Origin of the sequence: Vibrio sp. ES.051 (assembly GCF_002563795.1) — a bacterium.
Lineage (GTDB): Bacteria > Pseudomonadota > Gammaproteobacteria > Enterobacterales > Vibrionaceae > Vibrio.
Map to the genome: position 1 here is coordinate 461,892 of NZ_PDJL01000004.1, position 13,117 is coordinate 475,008.

The following is a 13,117-nucleotide window of genomic DNA, read 5'->3' on the forward strand; positions in this document are numbered from 1 at the left end:
CAAAGGAAAGTTTATGTCGAATAAAAGACGTTACTTTGGTACTGATGGTGTGCGTGGTAAAGTTGGACAATATCCAATCACGCCAGACTTTGTACTTAAACTTGGCTGGGCGGCTGGTCGTGTACTAGCAAAACAAGGCACAAAAAAAGTTATTATCGGTAAAGATACGCGTATTTCCGGCTACATGCTTGAATCTGCACTAGAAGCTGGCTTGGCTGCTGCTGGCCTTAAAGCCACTTTTACCGGACCAATGCCAACGCCTGCAGTGGCCTATTTAACTCAGACTTTCCGTGCAGAAGCTGGGATTGTTATTTCAGCATCACACAACCCGTATTACGATAATGGTATCAAGTTCTTCTCTTCTGAAGGCACGAAATTACCTGATGATATCGAGTTGGCGATCGAAGCAGAACTAGATAAAGAAATTGAATGTGTTGAGTCTGCAGAGCTTGGTAAAGCAACTCGTCTAAATGACGCTGCAGGCCGTTACATCGAATTTTGTAAAAGTACTTTTCCATCTGAATTGAGTCTTGCTAACTTTAAAATCGTGGTAGATTGTGCGCATGGTGCAACGTACCACATTGCTCCAAATGTCTTCAAAGAGCTTGGCGCAGAAGTTATTGCAATGGGCGTAGAGCCTAACGGCATCAACATTAATGAAGAAGTGGGCGCAACAGATGTTCGTGCACTTCAAAAGCGTGTTGTTGAAGAGCAAGCGCACCTTGGTTTAGCATTTGATGGTGATGGTGACCGTATTATTATGGTCGACCACCTTGGCAACAAAGTCGATGGTGACCAAATTGCTTACATTATTGCTCGTGATGCTCTTCGTCGTGGCGAGCTAAAGGGTGGTGTAGTTGGTACGTTGATGACTAACTTGGGCATGGAAAATGGTTTAAAGCAGCTAGGCATTCCGTTTGTACGTGCCGCTGTTGGTGACCGTTATGTCATGGAACAACTGTTAGAAAAAGGCTGGAAAATTGGCGCTGAAAACTCAGGCCATGTGATCTTATTAGATAAAGTCACCACGGGTGATGCGATCGTTGCAGCACTGCAAGTGCTTGCTTCTGTGGTTGGCAGTGATATGTCTTTGCATGAACTATCGCAAGGCATGACGTTGTATCCTCAGATTCTAGAAAATGTCCGCTTTGCAGGGGAAAGCAATCCTCTTGAAGCTCAAGCGGTACTCAATGCCGTCGCCGAAGTAGAAGCTACGCTGGGCGATAAAGGACGTGTATTGCTGCGTAAATCTGGCACAGAGCCTTTGATTCGCGTTATGGTGGAAGGTGAAGATGGCGAGTTAGTTCAAAGCTCTGCACTGAAAATCGCCGAAGCGGTAAAAGCAAGTTGCTAATCATTGCTTCAATGTGTTTAGTGAAAGAAAGGGCACCCTTTGCCCTTTTTTTGAGCGCTTAACGGATTGGTGCTGATTTTTTATTAATTTTTCCTTGTCAGCGTAACTGGCTTTCGCTAATATTGCCCCGCCTCCCGTTAGGAGGTCGCTAGCTTTGTTCGTGAACGCTATTACAGTTTAGAACGGCGCTGGCTCAACAATTTGGAACATAGGTGGAAAAAATGTTTTCAGTTCTACTTGTGGTTTACCTGTTGGCAGCGCTTGGTGTAATTGGCCTTGTGTTGATTCAACAAGGTAAAGGCGCAGATATGGGAGCCTCGTTCGGTGCAGGTGCCTCAAACACAGTGTTTGGTGCTGGTGGCTCAAGTAACTTTTTAACCCGAACAACTGCTATTTTAGCAACCGTATTTTTTATCGTTAGCTTACTACTTGGTCGAATGTCAACACACAAGATCGAGTCACAATGGGTAGACCCAACATTAGGTCAACCAGTTGTAGAAGAAGTTAAGGATGCAGCGAGCGAAGTTCCAGCCCCGGCGGGTGATGAAATTCCTCAATAAGCTGTAAGGTTTTGATGCCGAGATGGTGAAATTGGTAGACACGCTAGCATGAGGTGCTAGTGCCTTAGGTGTGAGGGTTCGAGTCCCTCTCTCGGCACCATTTATTTACAAACTTGTAAATCACTTGTTTGAGAGTATAATGCTCAGCAAGTCGGACGCGGGGTGGAGCAGTTTGGTAGCTCGTCGGGCTCATAACCCGAAGGTCGTCGGTTCAAATCCGGCCCCCGCAACCAATCTCTTTCTTTAAATAAGAAATTGCAGATTGGCAAGTTTGCGTAGTGCTAACCACGCTACGAGTTAAGAAAAGTATTTCTACTATTCTTAACGTATCAGGGTCCAGCAGCATAAACCCCGACTATCGGGGTTTTTTGTTATCTGAGTTTTGAAAATACTCAGGTACTGCTTGGTTTTTTGATTGGGCTCTGAGCCCTTTTTTTGTTTCTGGAGTGGTTTAAATGACTGGTTTAGAAAAACAACTTACTGAAATGCTTGAAGCGCCGGTTGCGGCATCAGGTTATGAGTTGGTTGGATTAGAATTCATTCGTGCAGGCGCGCATTCAACGTTACGTATCTATATCGACCATGAAAATGGCATCAATGTGGACGACTGTGCAGAAGTTAGCCACCAAGTAAGTGCGGTTTTAGATGTTGAAGATCCAATTTCTGTTGCTTACAGCCTAGAAGTGTCTTCTCCAGGTTTAGAAAGACCACTTTTTAAAGCAGCACATTACGAGCAATTTATTGGTCACGAGGTCAGCATCGTATTGAAAATGGCTGTAGCAAACCGTCGTAAGTGGAGCGGTATTATCCACAGTGTTGATGGTGAAGCAGTAACTATTACTGTTGAAGGTCAACAAGAAGAGTTTGCTTTAAGTAACATTTCAAAAGCTAACCTGATCCCTAAATTTTAGTTCCCTAAAAAAGTTTAAGCTTAGAGGCTAAATATAATGAGTAAAGAAATTTTAGCGGTAGCAGAAGCGGTATCGAACGAAAAAGCGGTACCTCGTGAGCGTATTTTTGAGGCTCTTGAGATTGCTTTAGCAACTTCTACAAAGAAAAAATACGAAATCGAAATCGACGTACGTGTTGCTATTGACCGTAAAACAGGTGAGTTCGTAACCTACCGTCGTTGGTTAGTAGTAGACGAAGTTGAAAACCCAACGAAAGAAATCTCGCTAGAAGCGGCGCAATATGACGATGACTCAATTGAGCTTGGTGATTACTTAGAAGACGAAATCGATTCAGTGACGTTTGACCGTATTACGACTCAAACTGCGAAACAGGTTATCGTACAAAAAGTTCGTGAAGCTGAGCGTGCACAGATCGTTGAACAGTTCATTGATAACGAAGGTGACCTTATCACTGGTGTTGTTAAAAAAGTGAACCGTGACACTGTCGTTCTTGATCTTGGTAATAATGCGGAAGCCGTCATCCTACGTGATGACCAGCTTCCTCGTGAAAACTTCCGTCCAGGTGACCGTGTACGTGGTCTTCTATACAAAGTTGCTCCTGAAGCGCGTGGTTTTCAACTATTCATCACTCGTTCAAAGCCTGAAATGCTGGCTGAATTGTTCCGTGTTGAAGTGCCTGAAATTGCAGAAGATATCATCGAGCTTAAAGGGGCGGCCCGAGATCCTGGTTCTCGTGCAAAGATCGCTGTAAAGACTAACGACAAGCGTATTGATCCTGTTGGTGCATGTGTTGGTATGCGTGGGGCTCGTGTACAAGCAGTTTCTAGTGAACTGGGTGGTGAGCGTATTGATATCGTGCTTTGGGACGATAACCCAGCACAATTTGTTATCAATGCAATGGCCCCTGCAGATGTTGCCTCTATCATCGTTGATGAAGATGCGCACTCCATGGACATCGCGGTAGAAGCTGACAACCTAGCTCAAGCAATTGGCCGTAATGGTCAAAACGTTCGCCTTGCTTCGCAATTAACAGGCTGGGAGCTGAATGTTATGACAGTTGCAGATCTTCAGAAAAAACACGCTGAAGAATCACAAGCATCTATTGAAAACTTCATGAAGTACCTAGATATTGAAGAAGACTTTGCTCAACTACTTGTTGAAGAAGGTTTCTCAACACTAGAAGAGATTGCATACGTACCGGTTAACGAGTTGCTAGAGATCGATGGTTTGACTGAAGAACTTATCGAAGAGCTACGTGGTCGTGCGAAAAATGCACTAACAACAATCGCCCTAGTACAAGAAGAGTCTTTTGAAGGTTTAGAGCCTGCTGAAGACTTACTTGCTCTTGAAAGTCTAGAGCGTGAAATGGCATTTAAATTGGCAGCGAAAGGTGTAGCAACACTGGAAGATCTTGCTGAGCAAGGTATTGACGATTTAGAAGGTATCGAAGGCCTGACCGAAGAACGTGCAGGTGAGCTAATTATGGCCGCACGTAACATCTGTTGGTTCGGCGAAGAAGCATAATTTCGGCAAGGAGGAAGCGGGCATGACACAATTAACAGTTAAAGCACTGAGTGATGAGATTGGTACGCCAGTCGACCGCTTGATTGAACAACTTGCTGACGCTGGCATTAAAAAGGCGAGCTCTGACAATGTTACAGATGAAGAGAAGCAAAAGCTTCTCTCTCATCTCAAGAAAGAACACGGTGATAAATCTGGTGATTCAGAGCCGACTCGCCTTACGCTACAGCGTAAAACTCGCAGCACACTCAGTGTAAATGCGGGTGGCGGGAAGAGTAAGGATGTTCAAGTTGAGGTGCGCAAAAAACGTACATACGTAAAGCGCAGCACAATTGAGGATGAAGCGAAACGTGAAGCTGAAGAAGCAGCACAACGTGAAGCAGAAGAAGCAGCAAAACGTGCAGCTGAAGAAGCAGCAAAACGTGAAGCTGAAGAAGCTGTAAAACGTGCGGCTGAAGAATCAGCAAAACGTGACGCTGAAGAAAAAGCGAAACGTGAAGCTGCAGAAAAAGCGAAACGAGACGTAGATACGAATGCACAACGTGATGCTGGTAAAAAAGCACAACGTAATGCTGAAGAGAAAATTAAGCAAGAAGCAGCGCGAAAAGAGGCCGACGAGCTTAAACGTCGTCAGGAAGAAGAAGCTAAGCGTAAGGCTGAAGAGGAAAGTCAGCGCAAGCTTGAAGAAGCTCGCGAATTGGCTGAAAAGAATAAAGAGCGTTGGTCTGCTGCAGAAGAGAAAAAGGGTGATATGGAAAATACAGATTACCATGTAACGACTTCACAATACGCACGTGAAGCCGAAGATGAAGCAGATCGCAAAGTAGAAGCTGGTCGTCGTAAGAAGAAAAAACCTTCAGGTAGAGATGATAAAACACGCGGTGGTCGTAACCAACGCGGTGGAAGAGGTCGTAAAGGCAAACTTGCTAAACCGAGCTCAATGCAGCATGGCTTTGATAAGTCAGCAACGGTTGCTAAACAAGACGTTGTGATTGGCGAGACAATTGTATTATCAGAACTTGCTAACAAGATGTCGGTTAAAGCGACTGAAGTTATCAAAGTAATGATGAAGATGGGCGCAATGGCGACTATCAACCAAGTTATCGACCAAGAAACCGCGCAACTCGTGGCTGAAGAAATGGGTCACAAAGCCGTTCTTCGTAAAGAGAATGAACTGGAAGAAGCGGTGTTGTCTGATCGTGACGTTAACGCGGAAGCTGTTCCTCGTGCTCCAGTCGTGACTATTATGGGTCACGTTGATCATGGTAAAACGTCAACACTCGACTATATCCGTCGTACACACGTTGCATCAGGCGAAGCCGGTGGTATTACACAGCACATAGGTGCATACCACGTTGAAACTGGTAACGGCATGATTACTTTCCTTGATACTCCTGGACACGCGGCGTTTACCGCGATGCGTGCTCGTGGTGCTCAAGCGACAGATATCGTTGTTCTTGTTGTTGCAGCAGATGATGGTGTAATGCCACAAACAGTTGAAGCCATCCAGCACGCAAAAGCAGCAGGTGTTCCTTTGATTGTTGCTGTAAACAAAATTGATAAAGAAGGTGCGAACCCAGATAACGTTAAGAATGAGCTTGCTCAATACAACGTCATCCCTGAAGAGTGGGGCGGTGAGAACATATTCGTTCACATCTCTGCGAAGCAGGGCACAAACATCGATGGTCTTCTAGAAGCAATCCTTCTTCAGTCTGAAGTTCTTGAACTTAAAGCTGTGGAAGAAGGCATGGCAACTGGTGTTGTGGTTGAGTCTCGCCTAGATAAAGGTCGTGGTCCCGTTGCAACCGTCCTTGTTCAATCAGGCACGCTGAACAAAGGCGATATCGTTCTTTGTGGACAAGAATACGGTCGTGTTCGTGCAATGCGTGATGAATTAGGTCAAGAAATCACACAAGCTGGCCCTTCAATACCGGTAGAGATCCTGGGTCTTTCAGGTGTGCCTTCTTCAGGTGATGAAGTGACGGTTGTACGTGATGAACGTAAAGCGCGTGAAGTTGCAAACTACCGTGCTGGTAAGTTCCGTGACGTGAAACTTGCTCGTCAACAGAAGTCGAAACTAGAGAACATGTTCTCTAACATGGCGGCTGGGGAAGTTGCTGAGCTTAACGTGGTATTGAAAGCAGACGTTCAAGGCTCTGTAGAAGCGATTGCAGACTCGTTGGTGAAACTATCAACTGACGAAGTTAAAGTGAACATTGTTGGTTCTGGTGTTGGCGGTATTACTGAGACAGATGTAGTGCTTGCAGAAGCATCTAATGCGATTATTCTTGGCTTTAACGTACGTGCTGACGCATCAGCTCGCCGTGCAGTTGAAACGGCAGCGGTTGACCTGCGTTACTACTCAATCATTTACCAATTGATTGACGAAGTGAAACAGGCGATGGGCGGTATGCTTGCTCCTGAATTCAAGCAAGAGATCATTGGTCTTGCTCAAGTACGTGACGTATTTAAGTCACCGAAATTGGGTGCAATTGCCGGTTGTATGGTTACTGAAGGCGTGATCAAGCGTAACAGCCCAATCCGTGTACTACGTGATAACGTTGTTATTTATGAAGGTGAACTAGAGTCACTTCGTCGCTTTAAAGATGACGTTCAAGAAGTTAAGAGTGGCTACGAGTGTGGTATTGGCGTTAAGAACTACAATGACGTTCGCGTTGGTGACCAAATCGAAGTGTTTGAAATCATTGAGATTAAACGTACTCTAGACTAATGGACTAAAATTACTAATATCGCCTTAGATAAATAGTAATTGGTTGCTGAATACACCATGGGGGGCTGGCTTTGACCAACCCCCCATTCTTTCTATATAAGAGTAAAGGTATGTCAAAAGAATTTAGCCGCACGCAGCGCGTTGCACAGCAGCTGCAAAAAGAATTAGCGATGATCCTTCAACGTGAAGTTCGTGATTCACGCCTAGGCATGGTTACGATCTCGGACGTAGAAGTTTCTCGCGATCTCGCTTACGCAAAAGTATTTGTTACTTTCCTCTGTGTGGGCGAGCAAACGCCAGAATCATGTCTCGCAGCGCTTCGTGAGCATGAAGTCCATATTCGTATGATGCTAGGTAAACGCATCCGTTTACGTCTAACACCAGAAATCCGTTTCTACTACGACAATACCCTTGTTGAAGGTATGCGTATGTCTAATCTTGTTTCTGAGGTCGTCAGTGAAGATAAGCGCAGAAAGGAAGATTCTGGTCGTGAAGACGATCAAAAGCAGGATGGAGAAGATAACTAATGGCTCGTCGTCGTAAAGGTCGTCCAATTAATGGCGTTATCCTGTTGGATAAACCAACCGGTATCTCTTCCAATGATGCTCTGCAGAAAGTAAAGCGAATCTACTTTGCTGAGAAAGCAGGTCATACAGGAGCATTGGACCCATTAGCGACGGGCATGTTGCCAATCTGCTTGGGGGAAGCGACGAAGTTTTCTCAATTCCTTTTGGATTCTGACAAGCGTTATCGTGTGATAGCGAAACTTGGTGAGCGCACAAATACCTCAGACTCTGACGGCGAAGTTGTTGAAACTCGCCCTGTTGACGTCAATCAAGAAAAGCTTAAAGTGTGCATTGAGAAGTTTCGTGGTGAGTCTGATCAAGTGCCCTCTATGTTTTCGGCGTTGAAATATCAAGGCAAACCTCTTTATGAGTATGCGCGTCAAGGTATTGAAGTACCAAGGGAAGCTCGTAAAATTACGGTGTACGAAATCGTCCTCCATCGTTTTGAGGGGGATGAAGTTGAGATGGAAGTGCATTGCTCAAAAGGCACCTACATCCGCACCATTATTGACGACCTTGGTGAAATGCTAGGTTGTGGTGCGCATGTCACCATGCTTCGACGTACTGGAGTGGCCAAATACCCTTACGATAACATGGTGACGCTTGAACAACTGAATGAGTTGCTAGAGCAGGCGCACCGTGAAGAAAAAACGCCTCGAGAATTGCTAGATCCGTTGCTTTTACCAATGGATACTGCAGTCGAAGACTTACCTGAAGTGAATTTGGTCCCCGATCTTGCTGATATGGTTCAGCATGGTCAACCAGTTCAAGTTTTTGGTGCTCCTACAGAAGGCCCTCTTCGCCTGACGATGGGAGAAGAGCGTTTGTTTATTGGTGTTGGTGAGATGAGCGAAGACGGTAAGATTGCGCCTAAGCGACTGGTCGTTTTTCGTGATGAGGTGACACCCGACTAAATGATAGGAAATATCGACCTAATTGCCGGTATTTTTATATTGCACGAGATAGGAAACTTCCCTATAATTCGCGCTTCTCGTGTCGGCTGAATCAGAGATTGGCTGGCACAAATACTAACTTACTCTTATTAGGAGAGAATGATGTCTCTGAATGCAGAAACTAAAGCAGCAATCGTTGCAGATTACGCACAAGGCGAAGGCGACACTGGTTCACCAGAAGTTCAAGTAGCTCTACTTACCGCTTCTATCAACCATCTACAAGGTCACTTCAAAGCGCATAAAGGCGATCACCACAGCCGTCGTGGTCTTCTACGCATGGTTTCTCGTCGTCGTAAGCTTCTAGACTACCTAAAAGGTAAAAATCTAGCTCGCTACCAAGACCTAATCAAACGTCTAGGCCTACGTCGCTAATAGCGACCGCATAGCAGTTTGTCTAAAAAGGGGCTTTGTGCCCCTTTTTTGTTGCCTAAATTTAGCCAAATCCGACTAATGCCGTTATAATACTGGCGGCTAAATCTCGTAAGAGATTTCCACAAAAAGCTCATTGCATTACAGTCAACCACGTCGACCAAAAGGTCGCGACTATTCAAAAGGAATTTTCGAGTTTCTTTTTACTAGTCGCGATTCGTAATGTTTGAGTGTCAATTAACACACTCTAAGATTTCCTTATTTATTAAGGGAAGATTAGAAACAAGGAATAATAATGTTCGAAAAACCAGTTGTTAAAACGTTCCAGTACGGTAATCACACAGTTACTCTAGAGACTGGCGTTATCGCACGTCAAGCTACGGCCGCAGTAATGGTTACAATGGACGATACAGCCGTATTCGTTTCAGTTGTAGGCAAGAAAGAAGCTTCTCCAGGTCAAGACTTTTTCCCACTAACGGTCAATTACCAAGAGCGTACTTACGCTGCGGGTAAAATTCCTGGTGGCTTCTTTAAACGCGAAGGTCGACCTTCTGAAGGTGAAACGCTAACGGCTCGTTTAATCGACCGTCCAATTCGCCCTCTATTCCCAGAGGGTTTCAAGAATGAAGTACAAGTAATTGCAACGGTAGTATCGGTTAATCCAGATGTTCAGCCAGACATCCCAACAATGATTGGTACATCTGCTGCGCTTGCTATCTCTGGTATTCCGTTCAACGGTCCTATCGGTTCGGCACGTGTTGGTCACATTGACGGTCAACTTGTTCTAAACCCAAGCCAAACTGAGTTAGAAACCTCTCTTCTTGACTTAGTTGTTGCGGGTACAGAATCAGCAGTACTAATGGTTGAATCTGAAGCGGATAATTTAACTGAAGAACAAATGCTAGCCGCTGTGGTTTACGGTCACGACCAACAGCAAGTTGTTATCAACGCTATCAACGAGTTCAAAGCTGAAGTTGCCGCTCCAGCTTGGGAGTGGGAGGCGCCAGCAGTCAACACTGGACTTAAAGCGAAAATCACTGAGCTTGCAGAAACACGTCTGACAGAAGCGTATCAAATCACTGAAAAAATGGCTCGTTACGAGCAAGTAGGTGCTATCAAGTCTGACGTTATTGCAGCAATTCTTGCTGAAGACGAAGAGCAAGACGAGATGGAAATCAAGAAGATGCTTGGTTCTCTTGAGAAAAACGTTGTACGTGGTCGCATCATTGCTGGTAACCCACGTATCGACGGTCGTGAGAAAGACATGGTTCGTGCGCTAGACGTACGCACTGGCGTTCTTCCACGTACCCACGGCAGCGCTCTGTTCACTCGTGGTGAAACACAGGCTCTAGTGACAGCAACTTTAGGTACTCAACGTGATGCTCAAATTATTGATGAGCTAACCGGCGAGAAGAAATCTCATTTCCTACTACACTACAACTTCCCTCCATACTGTGTAGGTGAAACAGGTTTTGTAGGTTCACCTAAGCGTCGTGAAATCGGCCACGGTAAACTCGCGAAACGCGGTATTGCGGCAGTAATGCCATCGGTTGATGAATTCCCATACACAATACGTGTTGTATCGGAAATCACAGAATCTAACGGTTCATCTTCAATGGCTTCTGTATGTGGTACTTCTCTTGCGCTTATGGACGCAGGTGTGCCAATCAAAGCATCTGTTGCAGGTATTGCAATGGGTCTTGTTAAAGAAGGCGACGATTTTGTTGTTCTTTCTGACATCCTCGGTGACGAAGACCACCTAGGTGATATGGACTTTAAAGTAGCAGGTACTAACACTGGTATCACTGCACTTCAAATGGACATCAAGATCGAAGGTATCACTAAAGAAATCATGCAAATTGCGCTGAACCAAGCACAAGGTGCACGTAAACATATCTTATCTGTAATGGATGAAGCGATTTCTGGTGCTCGTGACGATATCTCTGAGTTCGCTCCACGCATTCACACAATGAAGATCAGCTCTGAGAAGATCAAAGACGTTATCGGTAAAGGTGGTGCAGTTATCCGAGCTCTAACAGAAGAGACAGGGACAACTATCGAAATTGAAGACGACGGTACGATCAAGATTGCGGCGACTGAAGGCACTGCTGCGAAAGAAGCGATTCGTCGTATTGAAGAGATCACTGCTGAAGTTGAAGTTGGTCGTATCTACACAGGTAAAGTGGCACGTCTTGCTGATTTTGGTGCATTCGTAACGGTTCTTCCTGGTAAAGATGGTCTCGTTCATATCTCTCAAATTGCTGAAAAACGCGTTGAGAAAGTGTCGGACTACCTCGCTGAAGGTCAAGAAGTTCAAGTTAAAGTTCTTGAGATTGACCGTCAAGGCCGTGTTCGTCTAAGCATGAAAGAAGCGGTAGAGAAGCCTGTTGAAGAAGCAGTAGCAGAAGCTCCTGCAGCAAAAGACGAGTAATCCAAAGCGAGACTTTCGGCCTTTTATTAGATTAAGGGCCTGAAAGCATGTTATAAAAGGGGAGCATTTTCGCTCCCCTTTTTTTAGTTTGCTTCGCCGTGCTTAACCTCACACGAGGTTAAATCCTATAGGGCATTAAAAGAAACTAACCTTGAGCGGTCCAAACAGGAGTATCAATTAGTGAAATGGTTTCAAACCGCAAGTTTATGTGTTGCTATCGCGCTGACCGGTTGTGTAAATACTTCTCAGCCATTAGCACAAAAGTGGCTTTACCCACCAATGGCGGTACCACTGCAACCTAGCGTTCAACAAGAAGTACAAATTGCGCGTTTATCACAGCTTTTACAGCGCCCTGATCTCAATGATGAAGTGCGTGCCAAAATGCATTATGAGCGTGGAAGTTACTACGATAGTGTTGGTTTGCGTGATCTTGCTCGTTTGGACTTTAACCAGTCTTTACAGTTGAACCCGGCTCAGCCGGATATTTTCAATTTATTGGGAATATATTTCACCCAAGTTGGTGAGTTTGATGCCGCTTATGAAGCCTTTGACTCGACGATAGAGTTAGCGCCTGATAATACTTATGCTGAGCGTAATCGTGCGGTCGCATTATATTACGGCGGCAGAATTGACCTTGCTTTGGAAGATATGACCAAGCATTACCAAGAAATGCCGACAGACCCATTTCGTTCTTTATGGTTATATATTATCGAGGCCGAGCTAAATCCTGAACAAGCAAAAGCCAATCTTCAGCAGCGTTACCTGCGCGATCGTAGTGAAGAGTGGGGATGGGTTCTCGTGGCTATAATGTTGCGTGATGTCTCAGATGAAGACGCATTGAAAGCCATCATGGATGGAACGAGGGAGAACTATCGCCTTGCTGAAAGATTGACAGAAACTTACTTTTACCTTGGAAAACGTAATCAGCTTGAAGGTGACATCGCAAGCGCAATCTCTCTGTATAAGCTCGCGATTTCTTTCAATGTCTACGACTACGTAGAACACCGATATTCCTTCTTGGAACTGGCGCAAATCTACGATCAATTACAGCAAGATAAACTTGCTCAGTTAAAAGCTGCTGGTCAGCAAGAAATCGAATGATATAGAGCCGCTTCATGAGAGCGGTTTTTTTTATGATTGAACTTAGGAGCGGTCACGATTAAAATGGTTAGCCTTGCTAACTAAGGGGCTTTTATGGCATTAGAAGAAAGCTTGATAGATCTAGAGCGTTTTTGCGCTAAAGCTTGGCGTGTGTATGCCAAAGAAGATCCATTATCACACTTAAGCTTTAATGAGTTCGATTATTTACGTGTGATTCAAGTGTACCCTGAAGGCGTGCGAATCACGGATCTTGCAGACGAGTTACAAGTCACTAAACCATCTGCATCGACGATGGTTGTCCGTTTGGAAAAAAAAGGTTTGGTCAAACGTATCGCATGTAATGAAGATGCTCGATCAAAGCGTGTTTTGCTTACAGAAGACGTTGCAGAGAAAATGTCTTTAGAACAAGTGGTGTATAAAGATATTTCTGCGCAAATGATGCAACATCTGACTCAGCAAGAAGCTGAGCAATTGCAAATGTTACTGAATAAATCGTTGAATAATCCCCCGAGTACTAACCCATAATAATAGTACGTCGTTGAGGAACACTTTCTACAGCGATGGGGCTGATGTTTTGGTTTAACCGTAATTTGTATAACTATTTAGTTAGCCTGACTAAT

At 44.8% G+C, this 13,117-nt stretch carries 11 protein-coding genes and 2 tRNA genes; all 13 read left to right on the forward strand.

Annotated features, from left to right (window positions below):
• Positions 1-13: 13 nt before the first annotated feature.
• The gene (gene glmM / locus ATG66_RS08525; protein WP_098414892.1) at positions 14-1,354 is read left to right on the forward strand and encodes a phosphoglucosamine mutase; all 1,341 of its coding nucleotides are present in this window, start codon (positions 14-16) and stop codon (positions 1,352-1,354) included.
• Positions 1,355-1,575: 221 nt separating this feature from the next.
• Positions 1,576-1,914: a preprotein translocase subunit SecG gene (gene secG, locus ATG66_RS08535; protein WP_098415877.1), complete on the forward strand. Its 339-nt coding sequence runs from the start codon at positions 1,576-1,578 to the stop codon at positions 1,912-1,914.
• 16 nt (positions 1,915-1,930) lie between these two features.
• Positions 1,931-2,014, forward strand: a tRNA-Leu gene (locus ATG66_RS08540).
• A gap of 56 nt (positions 2,015-2,070) precedes the next feature.
• Positions 2,071-2,147, forward strand: a tRNA-Met gene (locus ATG66_RS08545).
• 222 nt (positions 2,148-2,369) lie between these two features.
• Positions 2,370-2,825, forward strand: a complete 456-nt coding sequence (rimP, locus tag ATG66_RS08550; protein ID WP_098414893.1) for a ribosome maturation factor RimP — start codon at positions 2,370-2,372, stop codon at positions 2,823-2,825.
• Between the two features lie 36 nt (positions 2,826-2,861).
• The gene (gene nusA / locus ATG66_RS08555; RefSeq protein ID WP_098414894.1) at positions 2,862-4,349 is read left to right on the forward strand and encodes a transcription termination factor NusA; all 1,488 of its coding nucleotides are present in this window, start codon (positions 2,862-2,864) and stop codon (positions 4,347-4,349) included.
• Between the two features lie 22 nt (positions 4,350-4,371).
• Positions 4,372-7,077: a translation initiation factor IF-2 gene (gene infB, locus ATG66_RS08560; RefSeq protein ID WP_098414895.1), complete on the forward strand. Its 2,706-nt coding sequence runs from the start codon at positions 4,372-4,374 to the stop codon at positions 7,075-7,077.
• 110 nt (positions 7,078-7,187) lie between these two features.
• Positions 7,188-7,604, forward strand: coding sequence for a 30S ribosome-binding factor RbfA (rbfA, locus tag ATG66_RS08565; protein ID WP_098414896.1), 417 nt, complete (start codon positions 7,188-7,190; stop codon positions 7,602-7,604).
• The gene (gene truB / locus ATG66_RS08570) at positions 7,604-8,557 is read left to right on the forward strand and encodes a tRNA pseudouridine(55) synthase TruB (RefSeq protein ID WP_098414897.1); all 954 of its coding nucleotides are present in this window, start codon (positions 7,604-7,606) and stop codon (positions 8,555-8,557) included. Before rbfA ends, truB begins: the two co-directional genes overlap by 1 nt.
• Positions 8,558-8,698: 141 nt before the next feature.
• Complete coding sequence (gene rpsO, locus ATG66_RS08575; RefSeq protein ID WP_098414898.1) at positions 8,699-8,968, forward strand: 30S ribosomal protein S15; 270 nt, start codon at positions 8,699-8,701, stop codon at positions 8,966-8,968.
• Between the two features lie 292 nt (positions 8,969-9,260).
• A complete protein-coding gene (gene pnp / locus ATG66_RS08580; protein ID WP_098414899.1) occupies positions 9,261-11,396 on the forward strand; it encodes a polyribonucleotide nucleotidyltransferase in 2,136 nt (711 codons plus the stop codon).
• 180 nt (positions 11,397-11,576) lie between these two features.
• Positions 11,577-12,497, forward strand: a complete 921-nt coding sequence (nlpI, locus tag ATG66_RS08585; RefSeq protein ID WP_098414900.1) for a lipoprotein NlpI — start codon at positions 11,577-11,579, stop codon at positions 12,495-12,497.
• A gap of 93 nt (positions 12,498-12,590) precedes the next feature.
• Positions 12,591-13,022, forward strand: coding sequence for a MarR family winged helix-turn-helix transcriptional regulator (locus tag ATG66_RS08590; RefSeq protein WP_098414901.1), 432 nt, complete (start codon positions 12,591-12,593; stop codon positions 13,020-13,022).
• The last annotated feature ends 95 nt before the right edge of the window (positions 13,023-13,117 follow it).